This is a genomic window from Cupriavidus sp. UGS-1 (assembly GCF_021213615.1).
Taxonomy (GTDB): domain Bacteria; phylum Pseudomonadota; class Gammaproteobacteria; order Burkholderiales; family Burkholderiaceae; genus Cupriavidus.
Genome location: NZ_JAJQJF010000004.1, coordinates 143,159 through 159,924, shown reverse-complemented (window position 1 = coordinate 159,924; position 16,766 = coordinate 143,159). Strand labels below are relative to the sequence as shown.

General features: G+C 67.2%; 14 protein-coding genes. 9 read left to right on the top strand and 5 right to left on the bottom strand.

Going from position 1 to position 16,766, the window contains the following annotated elements; genetic code table 11:
* Positions 1-19: 19 nt before the first annotated feature.
* The 4 genes from LRR16_RS07395 to LRR16_RS07380 all read left to right on the top strand — a co-directional run bounded on the left by LRR16_RS07395 (position 20) and on the right by LRR16_RS07380 (position 4,905).
* Positions 20-1,276 (top strand): Zn-dependent hydrolase, encoded by a 1,257-nt coding sequence (locus LRR16_RS07395; protein WP_232205368.1) that lies wholly within the window; start codon positions 20-22, stop codon positions 1,274-1,276.
* Positions 1,273-2,193 (top strand): DMT family transporter, encoded by a 921-nt coding sequence (locus tag LRR16_RS07390; protein ID WP_232205367.1) that lies wholly within the window; start codon positions 1,273-1,275, stop codon positions 2,191-2,193. Before LRR16_RS07395 ends, LRR16_RS07390 begins: the two co-directional genes overlap by 4 nt.
* Entirely contained in the window at positions 2,190-3,695 is a 1,506-nt protein-coding gene (locus LRR16_RS07385) for an aldehyde dehydrogenase (protein ID WP_232205366.1), read from the top strand. Before LRR16_RS07390 ends, LRR16_RS07385 begins: the two co-directional genes overlap by 4 nt.
* A 223-nt stretch (positions 3,696-3,918) precedes the next feature.
* Positions 3,919-4,905 (top strand): tripartite tricarboxylate transporter substrate binding protein, encoded by a 987-nt coding sequence (locus tag LRR16_RS07380; RefSeq protein WP_232205365.1) that lies wholly within the window; start codon positions 3,919-3,921, stop codon positions 4,903-4,905.
* 24 nt (positions 4,906-4,929) lie between these two features.
* On the opposite strand, the gene LRR16_RS07375 is transcribed toward LRR16_RS07380, so the two are convergent.
* Positions 4,930-5,634, bottom strand: a complete 705-nt coding sequence (locus tag LRR16_RS07375) for a class I SAM-dependent methyltransferase (protein WP_232205364.1) — start codon at positions 5,632-5,634, stop codon at positions 4,930-4,932.
* Here LRR16_RS07375 and LRR16_RS07370 point away from each other — a divergent pair.
* Together LRR16_RS07370 and LRR16_RS07365 are read left to right on the top strand one after the other, a co-directional pair.
* Complete coding sequence (locus tag LRR16_RS07370) at positions 5,621-6,502, top strand: AraC family transcriptional regulator (RefSeq protein WP_232205363.1); 882 nt, start codon at positions 5,621-5,623, stop codon at positions 6,500-6,502. The genes LRR16_RS07375 and LRR16_RS07370 overlap by 14 nt on opposite strands.
* Before the next feature lie 69 nt (positions 6,503-6,571).
* A complete protein-coding gene (locus tag LRR16_RS07365; RefSeq protein ID WP_006577800.1) occupies positions 6,572-7,795 on the top strand; it encodes a PepSY domain-containing protein in 1,224 nt (407 codons plus the stop codon).
* Between the two features lie 16 nt (positions 7,796-7,811).
* Here the strand turns inward: LRR16_RS07365 and LRR16_RS07360 are convergent, their stop codons facing one another.
* The 4 genes from LRR16_RS07360 to LRR16_RS07345 form a co-directional block, all read right to left on the bottom strand.
* On the bottom strand, positions 7,812-8,759 hold the full coding sequence (locus tag LRR16_RS07360) for an oxygenase MpaB family protein (RefSeq protein ID WP_232205362.1): 948 nt from the start codon (positions 8,757-8,759) through the stop codon (positions 7,812-7,814).
* Positions 8,760-8,845: 86 nt separating this feature from the next.
* The gene (locus LRR16_RS07355) at positions 8,846-9,868 is read right to left on the bottom strand and encodes a cytochrome d ubiquinol oxidase subunit II (protein ID WP_232205361.1); all 1,023 of its coding nucleotides are present in this window, start codon (positions 9,866-9,868) and stop codon (positions 8,846-8,848) included.
* On the bottom strand, positions 9,865-11,244 hold the full coding sequence (locus LRR16_RS07350; RefSeq protein ID WP_232205360.1) for a cytochrome ubiquinol oxidase subunit I: 1,380 nt from the start codon (positions 11,242-11,244) through the stop codon (positions 9,865-9,867). Before LRR16_RS07350 ends, LRR16_RS07355 begins: the two co-directional genes overlap by 4 nt.
* 6 nt (positions 11,245-11,250) lie before the next feature.
* A complete protein-coding gene (locus tag LRR16_RS07345) occupies positions 11,251-11,847 on the bottom strand; it encodes a GbsR/MarR family transcriptional regulator (RefSeq protein WP_023263990.1) in 597 nt (198 codons plus the stop codon).
* Positions 11,848-12,059: 212 nt separating this feature from the next.
* Between LRR16_RS07345 and LRR16_RS07340 the strand changes: the two genes are divergently transcribed.
* The 3 genes from LRR16_RS07340 (at position 12,060) to LRR16_RS07330 (ending at position 16,740) form a co-directional block, all read left to right on the top strand.
* Positions 12,060-12,797 carry a response regulator gene (locus LRR16_RS07340; protein WP_006577291.1) on the top strand — a complete coding sequence of 246 codons (738 nt, stop codon included), beginning with the start codon at positions 12,060-12,062 and terminating at the stop codon, positions 12,795-12,797.
* A complete protein-coding gene (locus LRR16_RS07335; RefSeq protein ID WP_232205359.1) occupies positions 12,794-14,179 on the top strand; it encodes an ATP-binding protein in 1,386 nt (461 codons plus the stop codon). Before LRR16_RS07340 ends, LRR16_RS07335 begins: the two co-directional genes overlap by 4 nt.
* Positions 14,180-14,463: 284 nt before the next feature.
* Entirely contained in the window at positions 14,464-16,740 is a 2,277-nt protein-coding gene (locus LRR16_RS07330) for a TonB-dependent siderophore receptor (protein ID WP_232205358.1), read from the top strand.
* Positions 16,741-16,766 lie beyond the last annotated feature (26 nt).

Below are 16,766 nucleotides of genomic sequence, written 5' to 3'. Positions count from 1 at the left end.
GCTTCCCGAGGAGAACAGAATGACGACACTGAAGATCGACGGCCAGCGCCTGTGGGATTCGCTGATGGCGCTGGCGCGCATCGGCGCGACGCCGAAGGGCGGCAACGCGCGGCTGGCGCTGACCGAGCTGGATGGTCAGGGGCGCGACCTGGTGACCGGCTGGATGCGCGAGGCAGGCCTGACCGTGACGGTCGACAAGGTCGGCAATATCTTCGGCCGCCGTGCCGGCCGCAATGACGCGCTGCCGCCGGTGATGACCGGCAGCCATATCGATACGCAGCCGACCGGCGGCAAGTTCGACGGCTGTTTCGGGGTGCTGGCCGGGCTGGAGGTGATACGCACGCTGAACGATCGCGGCATCCAGACCGAGGCGCCGCTCGAGGTTGCGATCTGGACCAATGAGGAGGGCACGCGCTTCGTGCCGGTGATGATGGGCTCCGGCGTGTTCGCGGGGATCTTCCCGCTGCGGACGGCGCTGGACGCGACGGACCGCGACGGCAAGCGCGTCGAAGACGAGCTGCGGGCGATCGGCTATGCCGGCAGCGCGGAGGTCGGAGGCCGTCAGGTCGGCGCCTATTTCGAGGCCCATATCGAACAGGGCCCGATCCTCGAGGCCGCGGACAACGTGATCGGCGTGGTGACCGGCTCGCTGGGCCTGCGCTGGTACGACGTGACGGTGACCGGCATGGAGGCGCATGCGGGCCCGACGCCGATGCCGCTGCGGCGCGATGCGTTGTATGGCGCCACCTTCCTGATGCAGGAAGTGGTGCGCATCGCCAACGATTTCGCGCCGCATGGCCGCGGCACCGTCGGCGTGGTCAATGTCCATCCGGCCTCGCGCAACGTGATTCCCGGCGCCGTGACGTTCACGGTGGACCTGCGCCACGAGGATGCGGCGCGGCTGGCCGAGATGGATGCGCGCTTTCGCGCGGCCTGCGCAGCGCTGGCCGCCGGTACCATCCCTGGCGCCAGCGCCGGCACGCCGCTGGAAGTCGATGTGCGCGACGTGCAGTATTTCCCGCCGACGCCGTTCGCCGCCGAGCTGGTCGCCGACGTGCGCAACGAAGCCGAAGCGCGCGGCTACCGGCATCAGGACATCGTGACCGGCGCCGGTCATGACGCGGTCTACATGGCCAGCGTCGCGCCGACGGCGATGATCTTCGTGCCGTGCAAGGACGGCATCAGCCACAACGAGATCGAGGACGCCAGGCCCGAGCATCTGGAGGCGGGCGCCAACGTGCTGCTCGGCGCGATGGTGGCGCGGGCGGGCGCGTGAACGCCGGCCTGGGCCGCGAAAGCGGCTGGTGGCGCGGCGGGCTGCTGTTCCTGTGCGTGGTGATGTTGTTCGCCACCGTCGATGCGACCGCCAAGCACCTGGTGGGGCGCTATCCTGCGCCCTTCCTCAATGCGGTACGTTATGCGGCCACCTGCACCGTTGCCATCGCGATGCTGGCGAATGCGGGCCGCCTGCGCTTCTGGCGCACGCCCCATCGCGGCTTGCTGGTGTTGCGGGGCCTGATGCTGGCGGTCATGGGTACTTGCTTCATGACCGCGCTGCTGTGGATGCCGCTCGCCGAAGCGACCGCGATCTATTTCATGGCGCCGCTGGTCGTGGTGGCGCTGTCGCCGTGGTTGCTGGCCGAGCGCGTCGGCGCGCGTCAGTGGCTGGCGGTGGCAACGGGATTCGCCGGCATGCTGTTGATCGTGCGCCCCGGCGGCCAGTTGTCGTGGATCGGCACGGCGCTGATGGTGGCGGCCATGCTCGGCTACGCGCTGCTGCAACTGCTGACCCGGCGCATGGCCGGCAAGGTCGATGCGACGGTGCAGTACGGCTTCGCGGCGATCATCTGCATGATCGCCACCGGCTTGCCGGCGCCGTTCTTCCTGCCCGCGGTGTGGCCGGATCTCGTCGACTGGCTGACGATCCTCGCCATGGGCTTCATGAGCGCGCTGGCCCAGGTGCTGCTGATCCTGGCGCTGCAGCGCGCGCCGGCTTCCACGCTGGCGCCGCTGAACTATTGCCATCTGCTGCTGGCGCTGGTCTACAGCGCCTGGTGGTTCGGCCGCTGGCCCGACGGGCTTGCCATGGGCGGCATCGCGCTGATCGTCGGCGCCGGGTTGTCGCTGACGCTGCCCGCGCGCGCCGCGGCACCGGTTTCTCCTTCCTCCCTTGATTCGAGGCAACCCTCATGAGCGAGCTTCACGACCTGGCCTACTGGCGGCAACGCGCGCAGTCGATCGTCCCGAACCTGCGCGGACAGGCCTATATCGACGGCCGATGGACCGACGCCGCCGATGGCGCCACCTTCGACAGCATCGATCCGGCCACCGGCAACGTGCTGGCGAAGGTGGCGGCATGCGCCGAGGCCGATGTGGACCGCGCGGTCGCCGCGGCCCGCAGGGCCTTCGAGCAGGGCCTCTGGGCGGCCATGCCGCGCCGCGAGCGCAAGGCCACGCTGCTGCGGCTGGCGGCGCTGATCGATGCGCATCGCGAGGAACTGGCGATGCTCGAAACGCTGGACATGGGCAAGCCGATCGCCGACACGCTGTTGTACGACATTCCCGAATCGGCGCGCACCTACGCGTGGTATGCGGAGGCGATCGACAAGATCTACGACGAGATCGCGCCGACCGATGCCAACGTGCTGGCCACGATCACGCGCGAGCCGCTGGGGGTAGTCGCGGCGGTGGTGCCGTGGAACTATCCGCTGCTGATGGCAAGCTGGAAGGTCGCGCCAGCGCTGGCCGCCGGCAACAGCGTGGTGCTCAAGCCCGCCGAGCAGTCGCCCCTGAGCGCGCTGCGCCTGGCCGCACTGGCCGAGGAGGCCGGCATTCCGGCCGGCGTGTTCAATGTGGTGCCGGGACTTGGCGCCCAGGCGGGGCAGGCGCTGGGCCGGCATGCCGACGTGGATTGCATCGCGTTCACCGGCTCGACCGCCACCGGCAAGCGCTTCCTGGAATATGCGGGCCAATCGAACCTGAAGCGGGTCTGGCTCGAATGCGGCGGCAAGTCGCCGCATATCGTCTTCGACGACTGCCCGGACCTGGACCGCGCGGCGCAGGCCGCGGCGATCGGCATCTTCAACAACCAGGGCGAGATCTGCATCGCCGGCTCGCGTCTCTACGTGCAGCGCGGCATCTACGATGCGTTCATGACGAAGCTCGAGGCCTGCGCCGCCAACATGCAGCCCGGCGATCCGCTGGACCCGGCGTCCGCGATGGGCGCGATCGTCGATGCGCGCCAGCTCGATCGCGTGATGTCGTATGTGGCGGCGGGCCAGCGCGAAGGGGCACGGTTGAGGCTGGGCGGCCAACGCGTACGGGCGGAAACCGGCGGCTACTTCCTGCAGCCGACGATCTTCGAGTGTCCGGCGCAATCGCTGTCGATCGTGCGCGAGGAAATTTTCGGGCCGGTGCTGGCGGTCACCGTGTTCGACACCGAGGAAGAGGCGCTGCGCATGGCCAACGACTCGCCCTATGGTCTCGGCTCCGGGCTGTGGACGGCCAACCTGGCACGCGCGCATCGCGTGTCGCGGCAGCTGCGGGCCGGGCTGGTATGGGTCAACTGCTATATGGACGGCGATATCACGGTGCCGTTCGGCGGCGTCAAGCAGTCCGGCTCGGGGCGAGACAAGTCGCTGCATGCGCTGGACAAATACACCGATCTGAAGACGACCTGGATCAGCCTGGTGTAGCGGCGTTTGCCCCCGGACGGTGAGCCCGAACCGACCGGATTGGTGCGCCGTGGTGCAACGAGGGGACTGGCGTCATGCCGATGGCGCCGGCGGGAGACATGCGTCCACATCGCCGTGGTTTTTGGCGTATTTCGCGCGCTTTCTCGTGGCACGGCAGTTGCGATGAACTGCGCGTCGCCCGCCGCCGAGCGGGTGCATTCCCTTCGCTCAAAGAGGTCTGTCGATGCCACTACGTTCCCGTCTTCTTCGCGCCTGCCTTGCCGTCACCGCGCCTGCCATCCTTGCCGCATCGTCGTGGAGTCATGCCGATTCCGCATGGCCCCGTCAGCCGGTCAGGATCGTGGTGCCGTTCAACCCCGGCGCCGCTACCGACCTGATCACGCGCCAGCTGGGCCAGGCCCTGGCCAAAGAATATGGCCAGAGCTTCGTGATCGAAAACAAGCCCGGCGCCGCCGCGATGATCGGCAGCGAGGCGGTGGCCCGCGCACCGGGCGACGGCTATACGCTGCTGATGTCGGGACCCGCCTCGATGGTGACCAACCGCTTTCTCTACAAGAAGTTGAGCTACGACCCGGATGCCTTCGAGAAGGTGGCGGTGGTGGCCTATACGCCGAATATCCTGCTGTCGCATCCGTCGCTGCCGTTCAGGACGCTGCCCGAAATGGTGGCCTACGCCAAGGCCAATCCAGGCAAGCTGACCTATGCGTCGTTCGGTGCCGGCACCACCTCGCACATGGCCGGGGAAATGCTCAAGGCGATGGCGGGCATCGACATCGTGCACGTGCCGTACAAGGGCGCGGGGGAAGCGATTCCGGCCCTGCTGTCGGGCCAGGTGTCGATGTACTTCGACACCATCATGACGGGGTTGCCCTACGTCAAGGCCGGGAAACTGAGGGCGCTCGGCGTGTCGAACGCCAAACGCTCGGCGATGGCGCCCGATGTGCCGACCATCGCGGAGCAGGGCTATCCCGGCTATGACATCGCGCCGTGGTACGGCATCGTCGCGCCCAAGGGAACGCCGGCGGACATCGTGGGCAAGCTCAATGCCTCGATCAACCGGCATCTGCTGGACGCTGCCTTCCGCGACAAGCTGGCCGCGACGGGCGCCGAGCCGCGCGGCGGCAGCGTGGCCGATTTCCGTGCGATGGTCGAGGCGGAGATCCCGCGTACCGAAAAGCTGGTCAGGCAGTCGGGGCTGACGCTGCAGTAAGGCATCGCGTTGCCGCCAGCGGAGTCAGGCCCGTCGGGCCACCCAGGCTCCCCAGAACAGGCTCGAGAAGAACGGCTCGGGCTTCTCGAAGCCAGCGTCGGACAGCAGCGTGGCGACGGCCTCGTCAGATTGCGGCGGATCCGCACCCTGCAGGATCTTGCCTTGCTTGATGCGAACCTCTTCCTCGCTGGCGCCGTTCATGCGCCAGCGCTGCCCCCACGCGGCCATCAGCAGCGGCCGCGAGGCATAGGCGTAGCGGTTGCCGGCAAGGACCAGCGGCGTGCCCGGCTTCAGGCGCTGGGCAATGTCGCGAAGAATCGCCTGCTTGGCTTCGTCGCCCGGCAGGTGGTGCAGCACGCCGATCAGCGTCGCGGCGTCGAAGCGGACCTCGGCCGGCAGATCGGCGACCACGCCGAGCACGGGCTCGGTACGCCCCAGCAGGCCGGCCTCGCGGACTCGGGCCAGCGCGAGCTCCAGCATCGGCTGCGAGGGATCGACCGCGACGAAGCGCCAGTTCGGCTGGAGCGCGCCGGCGACCACGATCTCGTTGCCGGTACCGCCGGCGCCCGCGACCAGCACGGTGGCGCTCGACCCGGGGCCAAGCGCGGCGGTCAGCATGCAGGCGGCCAGTTCATGGCAGGCGTCGTAGCCGGCGAGCGCGATCCGGCTCTGTCTCTCGTATTCGGCAGCGCGCAAGGGATCGAATTTGGCGGCGGTGTCGGCAGTCATCGTTCTTGTTCCTGTATTGCGATCGGCCAAGTCTGGCATAAGATCGATCATTCTTTCGGGCAAAGAGATGATCGAAATGCCGGTGCGCGAAGCAAAACATGATCGATTGGCTGCCTTCCTGCGGGCGTTCGGCCTGCGGGCTGTTGCGGGCGCCGATGCGGGGAGAGGTGGGGCGCTCGCCAGGCTGTATGTCATGGGCGATGCGGACGATGCCGACGGCGGTATCGGCGTTCCCACGCATCTCGTCTTCCGTGCCTCGGGCGGAACGCCTTGCCATACCGACGGCGCGGTTCTGGCCGCCGCGGCCGTGGATTTCGGCGGCGCGACCAATCCTCTGGTCGGTGCCCTGCCCGACGAACTGGTGTTCCCGCTGGCCGAGCGGCCGGAGATGCGGGGCCTGGCGGAATTGTTCGTCGCCGAAGTCGAGGACTGCAGGTGCGGCAGTCCGACCGTCAAGGACCGGCTTTGCGAAATCATCGTGGTGCTCGCGGTGCGCCGCGCGATCGCGATGGGCACCGTCAATGCGGGCCTGCTGGCTGGCCTGGCCCACCCGAGGCTCCATCCGTGCCTGGTCGCCATGCATGACGAGCCGGCGCGACAGTGGCGCACCGACGATCTGGCCCGTATCGCCGGCATGTCGCGCAGCCATTTCGTTGCACAGTTCGCCCGGACCGTCGGCACCACGCCGGCCGATTACCTGACTTCGTGGCGCCTGGCTTTCGGCCGGGCCCAGCTTGCCCTGGGACATAGCGTCAAGGCGGTCGCCAGCCGCGCCGGATTCGGCAGCGCCGCTGCGTTCTCGCGCGCCTTTTCCCGTCAGTACGGGTATGCGCCGGTCACCGTCAAGGCTAGCGCGCAGGCCGATTGAACATGGCTCGGTTCCGATGCCGCGCCGTGATTCGTCAATGCCAGAGGAACCATGTCCCCTCTGACCCCCATGCGCTCTCTTCTCGTCCGGCTGCACCGCTGGTTCGGCCTTGCCGCCGCCATCTTCCTGTTCATCTCGGGCCTGACCGGCGCCATCATCTCGTGGGATCACGAGCTCGACGAATGGCTCAATCCGCAGCTGTTCCAGGCGCGCACCGAAGGCGTGCCGATGCCGGCGCTGGAGCTGGCGCGCCATATCGAGCAGGCCGATCCCCGGCTGCGCATCAGCTATACGCCGCTGGAGATCGAGCCGGGCCATGCATTGACGATGTTCGTCGAGGGGCGGATCGATCCGGCCACCGGCAAGCCCTTCGACCTCGGCTTCAACCAGATCGCGGTCGACCCGGTCACCGGTGAGATCCAGGCGCGCCGGATGTGGGGCGCGATCTCGCTGTCACGCGAAAACCTGCTGCCCTTCCTCTACAAGCTTCACTACACGATGCATATTCCCGACGGCTGGGGCATCGAGCTGGGCAAATGGTTCATGGGGCTGATCGCGATGGCGTGGGCGCTGGATTGCCTGATCGCGCTGTGGCTGTCGTTCCCGAATCGTGCCGCATGGCGCAAGTCGTTCGCCTTCCGCTGGCGCAAGGGCGGCTATGCGCTGAACTTCGACCTGCATCGATCGGGCGCGGTCTGGTTGTGGGGCCTGCTGTTGCTGCTGGCCGTGACGTCGATCTCGATGAACCTGGAGACGCAGGTGATGCGGCCGCTGGTGGCCAAGCTGTCGCCGCTGAGTCCCAACGAATTCGACAAGCGCACGCCGCGCCCGCTGGACCAGCCGCACGAGCCGGCGGTCACGCGCGAGCAGGTGCTCGCCGCGGCGCGGGCTGAAGGGACGCGCCGCGGCTGGCCAGAACCGGCCGGCGGCATCTTCTACTCGTCGCCGTACGGCCTCTATGGCGTCGGCTTCTTCGAGGCCGGCAACGACCATGGCGACGGCGGCCTGGGCAACAACTGGCTGTACTTCGACGGCAGGACGCTGGCGCCGGCGGGCGGCAGCATCCCGGGCACCGGCAGCGCCGGCGACCTGTTCCTGCAGGCGCAATTCCCGCTGCATTCCGGCCGCATCCTCGGCCTGCCGGGGCGCGTGCTGATTTCGCTGATGGGGCTGGTGGTGGCGATGCTGTGCGTGACCGGCGTGGTGATCTGGGTGCGCAAGCGGGCCGGGCGTCGCGCGGCGGCGGGTTTGCGGCAGACGGGCTCGACGCCTGCCGTGGAGCTGGGCGCCTGAGCCGATCGCGGCTTGCCTAGCGCGGAGCCGCAGTGGCCCGTCGGCGGGCACGCGCTGCCAGCCCGCCGCCGAGCGACCAGCGCAGCGTCGGCGCCAGCACGCGCATGCCGGCCAGCGACAGCGGCCGCCGCAGTGCACTGATGCTGGCGCCGGCCAGTCCCAGTTCGCGCCGGACCCAGTCCGGCAGCAGCGCGATGCCGGCATCGGCCATGATGCGTACCGCCGGCACCAGCAGCGGATTGGCCACCGGCATCTGCATCACCAGCCGCACCACCTCATGGGTGCGTTCGGTCACCAGCAATTGCGGTCGCATCTTCTGCAGGTACGCCGCGATCTGGTCGCGAGAGCGCGGCACTTCGGTGGCGCCCAGCAGTTCGGCGATCAGCGCCACCTCGTCATAGTAGCGATCCTGCTCGGCGGCGGACAGCGGACGGACATAGCGCAGGTAGGCGGCGAGGAAGCTGGAGACCTCGGCCACGTGGACCCAGGTCAGCAGGGCGGGATCGCTGGCCGCATAGGGGCGGCCGTCGGGCGCGGTGCCGGTCACGCCGGTGTGGATGCGGCGCACCCGTTCGATCAGGCGCATCGCGTCGGCGCGGTTGCCATAGGTGGTGCCGGCAATGAACTGTGCGGTGCGGCCCAGCCGCCCCTGCATGTCGGTACGAAAGCTGGAGTGGTCCCAGACCCCGGCCAGCGCCAGCGGGTGCATCGTCTGCATCAGCAGCGCGCTGACACCACCGGCGAGCATCGCGGGAAAGTCGCCATGCACGCGCCAGCAGACCGCATCGGGCCCGAACAGGCCCGGATCGCCCGGGGGATTGTCGTAGTCGAGCGTCAGGCCGGAGTTGCTGCGGGTCAGCGCGCGGACGTGCGCGCCGGCCTGTTCGCGCACCCGGCGGACCACACCGCCCGGGCGCGATGCCGCAGCGTTCAGCCCTTGCCTGCTTCCTTCACTGCCCTTCATGCCTGCCTGATCTCGTACCGCCTTCGGTGAAAGGCCAAATCGCCTTGATCGGCCTGAATCAGCCTGAAACAGCCTCCTGAATCAGCCTAATAGTAACGAAGGTCGGTGGCCTTGCCCCAGAACACGCGATACGCGTAGATCGTGTAGCCGAGGATGGTGGGCAGCACGATGACCGCGCCGATCAGGATCACGGCCAGCGATTCCGGCGCGCTGGCGGCCTGCCAGATGTCGAGCTGGTCGACCACCAGGTAGGGGAACAGGCTGTAAGCCAGGCCGTTGAATGCCATCAGGAAGATCACCGCGGTGCCGACGAAGGGCACCCAGGCCAGGCGGTCGTTCCCCGCCCTCTGCAGCGGGCCCATGCGCCGCAGCAGCCGGTCGATCACCACGAACAGCGCGATCGTGATCAGCGGGATCGGCGCCAGCAGGATGATGTTCGGCAGCGAGAACCACTTGTCGAAGATCCGCTCGCTGACCAGCGGCGTCACCACCGAGATGGCGGCCACGCCCACGCCGGTCAGCCACAGGCTGCGCCGGGCCCAGTAAATGGCCCGCGCCTGCAGGCTGCCGGTGGTCTTCATGATCAGCCAGCTGGCGCCGAGCAGGCAGTAGCCCGCGACCAGGCACAGGCCCACCACCACCGCGAACAGCAGGTCGAGCCAGCCGTATTCGAAGCCGGTGATATAGAGGCCCAGCATCAGGCCCTGCGAGAACGAGGCCAGCAGCGAGCCGCCGTAGAAGGCCCAGTTCCACCACGGCTTGTGGTGGGCGCGCGCCTTGACGCGGAAATCGAAGGCCACGCCGCGCAGGATCAGCCCGGCCAGCATCAGCGCGACCGGCAGGTACAGATTGGTCAGGATCACGCCGTGCGCCATCGGGAAGGCCGTCAGCAGCAGGCCGACGCCGAGCACCAGCCACGTTTCGTTGGCATCCCAGAAGGGTCCGATCGACGCGATCATCGTGTCCTTGTCGGCATCGTTGGCGCGCCGCAGCAGCACGCCGACCCCGAGGTCGTAGCCGTCCAGGATCACGTAGATCAGCATCGACAGCCCCATCAGGGCCAGGAAGACCAGCGGCATCCAGCCGGCGGGTTGGGTCAGGTCGGTCATTGCGCGCTCCGTGGCTTGCCGCCGATGACGGGTTGAGGGGTTTCGATTTCCGGTTCGTCGATGGCCGGATCGGTGCCGGCGCGGCGGGCCAGATAGAACACCACCGAGATATAGGCCGCGATCAGCAGCAGGTACAGCGACAGGTACATCAGCAGGGTCGAACCGACCATCGTCGCCGGCACCTTCGAGGCGGCCTCCGCGGTGGTCAGCACGCCGTAGACCAGGTAGGGCTGGCGGCCGATCTCGGTGACATACCAGCCGGCGACCAGCGCGACCCAGCCCGAGAAGGTCATCGCCAGCAGCATGCGGGCCACGCCCCTGGACGGCTCGCCGCGCCGCTTGAACTGCCAGGCCGCCAGCCAGGAGACCAGCAGCATCAGCATGCCGACGCCGACCATGATGCGGAAGGCGAAGAACACCGGCGCCACGGGCGGATGCTTGCCGGGGAACGCGTCGATGCCCTTGACCTCGCCATCGAAGGTGTGGGTCAGGTAGAAGGACGCCAGCTTCGGGATCGAGATTTCCCAGTCGGTGCTCTGGGTCACCGCATTGGGCCAGCCGAACAGCACGGCCGGGACGCTGGTGCCCGTGGTCCAGATGCCTTCCATCGCCGCGATCTTGGCCGGCTGGTGTTCCAGCGTATTGAGGCCATGCAGGTCGCCGACGACGATCTGCAGCGGGATCAGCACCGCCGCCACCATCACGCCGGTGCGCATGGTCGAGCGGACCTCCGGCGAGCGGTCGTTGCGCAGCCAGCGGTAGGCCGAGATGCCCGCCAGCAGGAACGACACCGTCAGGCCCGAGGCGATCAGCATATGGGTCAGGCGGAACGGGAACGACGGGTTGAAGATGACCTGCAGCCAGCTGACCACATGGGCCTTGCCGTCGATCATCTCGAACCCGGCGGGCGTCTGCATCCACGAGTTCAGCGCCAGGATCCAGAACGCCGACAGCGTGGTGCCGCCGGCAACCAGCAGCGTGGCGATGGTATGGGTGCGATTGCTGACCCGGCGCATGCCGAACAGCATGATGCCGAGGAAGGTCGCCTCCAGGAAGAACGCGGTCAGCACCTCGTAGGCCAGCAGCGGGCCGGCGATATTGCCGACCGTCTCCATATAGCCCGGCCAGTTGGTGCCGAACTGGAAGCTCATCGTGATGCCGCTGACCACACCCAGCGCGAAGGTCAGCGCGAACACCTTGACCCAGAAGCGATAGGCCGCCATCCATCGTTCGTCGCCGGACTTGCCGTAGCGCAGCTTGAAGAACAGCAGCACCCAGCCGAGCGCGATGCTGATGGTGGGGAACAGGATGTGGAAGGTGATATTGGCGGCGAACTGGATCCGCGCCAGCAGGATCGGGTCGAGCGACGACAACATGGGGCACTACTCCTTCTTGGTGCGAGCCGGCTTGCGCTTGCCTTCGGCGGGTTTGCCGCCGACGGCCCCGGATAGCTTGTCCTTCACTTCCAGCAGCTTAGTCACGCGGGAGCCCAGTCGCATTAATTTTTCCAAAGTGGCGATATCAAGCTTTTGCATATCGTTGAACCAGCCCGTCACCAGCAGGATCAGCTCGTACATCTCCTGCATGCGCCGCTGGGCATGCTTGTCGTCGGGATCGGACGGCGTTTCGAGCTGAACTTCCCGCAACATTGACAAAGTCGGGTCGATCTCCCGGCGGCGGCGTTCTTCGGCCAGGGTCCGGAAAATGGCCCAGACATCGTCCGGCGCCGAGAAATACTCGCGCCGGTCGCCCGGCTGGTGCGAAAGCCGTACCAGGTTCCACGACTCCAGTTCCTTCAGCCCGATGCTGACGTTGGAGCGCGAGAAGCCCAGCGACTCGGCGATCTCATCGGCATTGAGCGGGCGGGCCGCGGTAAACAGCAGCGCGTAGATCTGGCCGACGGTGCGGTTGATGCCCCAGCGGCTTCCCATTTCGCCGAAATGAAGGACGAAGCGCTGGATCAGGGGCGACAGTTGCATGTTTGTCTGTTTTGAATTTTCAGTAATTTTTGAAAGTTTAGAACGGAACGTCGATGCTGGGCAAGCGAGGGCGCCGGAGTGCGACCGGGTGTCGCACTCGTTGCCGAACCGAGTGCCGCAGCCGGGGTGCCGCAGCCCGTTGCCGAGCCGCCAGGCCGCCTCACGGTAAAATACGATAACGATTCTCGTTTATTGATAGCAGTGTGAGCACAATGGACCCCCGTCCCAGCATCCTGATCGTCGACGATCACAAGGACATACGTGATCCCTTGTCGACTTACATCAGGCGCTTCGATTTCGATGTAGAGGCCGTGGCCGACGGCAAGGCGATGCGCCAGCGCCTGGAAGCGCGCCGCTACAGCCTGATCATCCTGGACATCATGCTGCCGGGCGAGGACGGGCTGTCGCTGTGCCGTTACGTGTCCGAGCATGTGGGAACGCCGGTGATCCTGTTGACCGCGATGACCGAGCAGGCCGACCGGATCGCCGGTCTGGAGATCGGCGCGGCGGATTATGTGGTCAAGCCCTTCGACCCTCGCGAGCTGGTGGCCCGCATCCGCAGCGTGCTGCGACGCAACCGCGTGCCGGAGGCGCGCGAGCCGGCGGACGTGCCGGCGCCCAGGGAATACCGCTTTACGTTCTGCGGCTGGACCTTCGATACCAGGACGCGGGCGCTGCGCAATCCGCGCGACGAGGAGGTGCCGCTGAGCACCGCCGAGTTTCATCTGCTGCGCGCGTTGGTCGAGAACGCCAACCGCGTGCTGAGCCGCAGCCAGCTGCTCGACATGACGCAGCGCTCCGGCACGATGACGTTCGACCGCAGCATCGACAGCCAGGTCAGCCGCCTGCGCAAGAAACTGGAACCCGATCCGCGCCATCCCGGCATGCTGAAGACCGTTCGCGGCGACGGCTATCTGTTGGCGACCAAGGTCTCGGTGCTGCCGTCATGAAATGGCTCCCGCGCAGCCTGTCGGGCCAGCTGGTGGCCCTGTGGCTGCTGGCGATGCTCGCCGCGCATGTGTTCGCCGTGGTCGCGCTGTCGTGGTGGCGCGCGGACAATGCCACGCTCCATCCGCTGTCGGTGCGGACCATCGAGACGCGCATCCTTTCCGCCTACCGGCTGGCCGGCCGGCCTGCCGATGCGGATGCGCTGCTGCAAGACATCAGCCTGCCCGATTCGACGTTCCGCCTCGCGGCGCACGCCTTGCCGGACCCGTACGGGATGGGCGAGCAGGAGCGGGCCATCGCGCAGCGGCTGCGCAGCCAGCTGGACCTTGCGGATAACGTGCCGATCCACGTGCGCCTGCAGCAGGCCGAACCGGAGCGGGGCGGCCAACGCGGCGGCAACTGGCTGGAGCGCGCGTTCAGCGGCACCCATGCGCTGGCGCTGGACATCGAGGTCCAGTTGCCGAATGGACGCTGGCTGCGCAGCCGGCACTGGCCGACGATGGTCCCGGCGCACTGGTCCCGTGTCCTGAGCTTTTCGCTGCTGGTCGGCATGCTGCCGACGGCGTTGATCGCGCTGTTGTTCGGGCGTCGGATCATGCGGCCGCTGCGGCGGCTGACCGAGGCGTCCAGGCGCGTCAGCCGCGGCGAGCGCGTCATCCTGCCCGCGCCCGGCGGGCTCAGCGGCGTGCGCGAGATCACCCGGGCGTTCAACGACATGCAGGAAAGCCTGACCCGCTTCGTCAACGGGAGGACGCAGATGTTCGCCGCCATCGGACACGATCTGCGCACGCCGCTGACCTCGCTGCGGATCCGGGCCGAGCTGATCGACGACGGCGAGCTGCGCGACGCGATGGTCAAGACGCTGGACGACATGAGCGTGATGGTCGAGGGCGCGCTGCAGTTCGCGCGCGACGATGCGTTGCAGGAGCCGACCCAGGACGTCAGGCTCGACGAGTTGATCCAGGAAATCGTCGATCAGCAGACGATCCAGGGGCGCGCGGTGCGCTGGGAGCTGCGCTGCGACATGCGGCCCGATCCGGGCCTGTTCTATCGTTGCCGCCCCGTCCATCTGAAGCGCGGGCTGAGCAATATCATCGACAATGCCGCGCGCTACGGCGAGGTCGGCATCCGCGTCGTGGCCGACAGGATCCGGCATAGGCTGCGGATCGAAGTCGACGACAAGGGCCCGGGCATCGACCCCGACCATCTCGAACGGGTATTCGAGCCGTTCACGCGCCTTGATGCCGCGCGCAGCGCCGACACCGGCGGTCTCGGTCTTGGGCTGGCGATCGCCCGTTCGTGCATCCGCGCCCACGGCGGCGATGTCACGCTGCACAACCGGGCGGAGGGCGGCCTGCGGGCCGTCATCGAGCTGCCGAACTAGGCGGTGGGGTCCAGGCGTCGGCGGCGGGCGCGAGCCGCGCGACTGGCGCGGACCCGATTGTGGCGAAATGTGTCAACGAATGCGCATTGCAATAGTCCGCCACACATCAACAAACGCCGGCAACATCAAATAGTAATCATTCGCATTTTGACGGGTGCCGATGCCTGCCGTTCCATGGCGAGCGTCGAAATGCGGTGTTCACCTCTTTGACGGGGAGGGTGCTTCCTGTTTCCAGCGAAGGCTCGGCAGCACGTCAGGTCCGTTGTCCTTCTCTGGAGTCCTCCGTGCAGCAAAGAAAAATAGCGAACGCCATCCGCCTGCTGGTGTCAGGCGCTTCCGCGGGTCTGGTGATCTCTGTCTCGACGATCCCGCTCGCCGCCCATGCCCAGGCAGCCGCCGGCGAGGGCACGGGGAGCGGACGCGCCAGCACGGGCGGCAACGTGCTGCCCCAGGTAACCGTCTCCGGCGACGCGATCCAGAACACCAATGACGCCCCGCTTGGCATTTCACGGCTGCCGGACACGGTCCGCGAAACGCCGAAGACGATCAACGTGGTGCCGCAGGAGGTCATCGAGCAGCAGCACGCCACCTCGCTCGAGCAGATCCTGAAGAACGTGCCGGGCATCACGATCTCGACCGGCGAGGGCAACGGCGGCCAGAGCGGCGACCAGTTCCGCATCCGTGGCCTGTCCGCCAAGGGCGACATCTATGTCGACGGCCTGCGCGATTTCGGCGCCTACAAGCGCGATGCGTTCAACACGGAAAGCGTCGAGGTCATCAAGGGACCTTCCGGCGAGAGCTTCGGCGTGGGCAATGTCGGTGGCCTGATCAACCAGACCACCAAGAAGGCGAACCTGCATACCAGCACCAGCATCGACCAGGGTTTCGCCACCGAAGACACCTATCGCACCACGGTCGACAGCAACTTCCGCCTGAACGACACCTCGGCGCTGCGCATCAACGGCATGTTCCAGAACGGCCGCGTGGCCGACCGCGCCCACGTCGGCGACGATCGCCGCGGCCTGGCGATCGATTTCGGCACCGGCCTGGGCACCAGCACCGAGTGGCACCTGAACTATTCGTACCTGCGCCGCACCGGCGCGCCGGACTTCGGCGTGCCGGTCGCGCAGGGCGCCGATGGCATCTACCGTCCGCTGACCGAGTACGGCGTGCCGGGCATCTCGTCGTCGACCTCGTACGTGCGCAATACCGACCGCGACAGGACCGACGCGCACGTGGTGTCGTCGAACTTCAAGACGAAGCTCGACAACGGCATCACGATCAGCAACGACACCCGCTTCAGCTACTACGAGCGCGACTTCTCGGCGACCAATCCGGCCGCGGTCAGCTATGCCAATCTCCAGCGTCTGCTGGCCGGGGGCAACGTTCCCGTGTCGTACGGCGCCGGCGGCGGCATGACCTATCTGCAGCGCGGCTGGGGCATCCAGAACGTGCTGAGCGCCAAGGGCGAGTTCATGACCGGCAGCCTGCGCCACAAGGCGATGGTGGGGCTCGATACGATCTACCAGCGCGACCATCGCAGCATGGGCAGCTGGACCGGCCGCAACAACACCCAGACCGTCGTCAATCCGGTCTTCGACAACAGCCCGAACGCGACGGTGGCGTACGCCAACACGCGCGACGCCAATGCGACCAATGTCGGCGTGTTCATCAACGACCGCGTCTGGTTCAACGACAAGTTCTCGCTGCTCGGCAGCCTGCGCTGGGACTACTTCCAGAGCGAGTTCTCGACCAGTGCCTCGACGCTGGGCGGCAAGGCGGACTCGAAGAAGCTGAGCCCGTCGATCAGCGCGATCTGGGAGCCGACCAGGGACACGATGTTCTACACGTCGTTCTCGCGTACCTACCGGCCGGTGGGCACCGATATCGCAGTGGCGGTCGGCGGCGTGGCATCGGAAGTGCCGCAGAACGGCGTCGGCAACGAGCCCGAGCGTTCGGACACCATCGAGGTCGGTGCCAAGGTGGACTTCCTCGACAAGCGTCTGGGCCTCACAGGTGCGATCTTCCAGACGAAGAAGGCCAACGCCTACACGGTCGATCCGGTGACCGGCGACATCACCAACGGCTTCTCTGATTCGGGCGAGGGCCGCAAGATCCGCGGCGTCGAGGTGGGCTTGAGCGGCCGCATCGTCGGCGGCTGGACCGCCAATGTCGCCTATGCCTACCTGAGCGGCGAGGTGACTTCGGCCACCAATGGCGCCATCGTCGGCAATGCGGCGCCGGGCGTATCGCGCCACAACGTCACGCTGTGGACCGCCTATGACATCCCGCACACGCTGCTGCCGGTGCCGGGCAAGCTGACCATCGGCGGCGGCCTGCAGTACTCCACCGGCTACTGGGCCGATTCGGCGAACACGGCCAAGATGCCGGACAACTTCTCGCTGGACGCGATGATCGCGTACAAGGTCGGCAAGTACCGGATCTCGCTGAACGGCTACAACCTGACGGACCATCTGAACTACCAGTCCTCGTTCGGCGCCGTGCGTGCGGTGCCGACCTCGCGCAGGACGTTCCTGCTGAACGTCGGCATGACGTTCTAAGCGGAGACGAAGGGGCGGTGCCCCCG

Coding starts and splice junctions, on each gene's coding strand:
- LRR16_RS07395 (WP_232205368.1), top strand. CDS start 20: ATGACGACACTGAAGATCGACGGCCAGCGCCTGTGGGATTCGCTGATG.
- LRR16_RS07385 (WP_232205366.1), top strand. CDS start 2,190: ATGAGCGAGCTTCACGACCTGGCCTACTGGCGGCAACGCGCGCAGTCG.
- LRR16_RS07380 (WP_232205365.1), top strand. CDS start 3,919: ATGCCACTACGTTCCCGTCTTCTTCGCGCCTGCCTTGCCGTCACCGCG.
- LRR16_RS07375 (WP_232205364.1), bottom strand. CDS start 5,634: ATGACTGCCGACACCGCCGCCAAATTCGATCCCTTGCGCGCTGCCGAA.
- LRR16_RS07365 (WP_006577800.1), top strand. CDS start 6,572: ATGCGCTCTCTTCTCGTCCGGCTGCACCGCTGGTTCGGCCTTGCCGCC.
- LRR16_RS07360 (WP_232205362.1), bottom strand. CDS start 8,759: ATGAAGGGCAGTGAAGGAAGCAGGCAAGGGCTGAACGCTGCGGCATCG.
- LRR16_RS07355 (WP_232205361.1), bottom strand. CDS start 9,868: ATGACCGACCTGACCCAACCCGCCGGCTGGATGCCGCTGGTCTTCCTG.
- LRR16_RS07350 (WP_232205360.1), bottom strand. CDS start 11,244: ATGTTGTCGTCGCTCGACCCGATCCTGCTGGCGCGGATCCAGTTCGCC.
- LRR16_RS07345 (WP_023263990.1), bottom strand. CDS start 11,847: ATGCAACTGTCGCCCCTGATCCAGCGCTTCGTCCTTCATTTCGGCGAA.
- LRR16_RS07340 (WP_006577291.1), top strand. CDS start 12,060: ATGGACCCCCGTCCCAGCATCCTGATCGTCGACGATCACAAGGACATA.
- LRR16_RS07335 (WP_232205359.1), top strand. CDS start 12,794: ATGAAATGGCTCCCGCGCAGCCTGTCGGGCCAGCTGGTGGCCCTGTGG.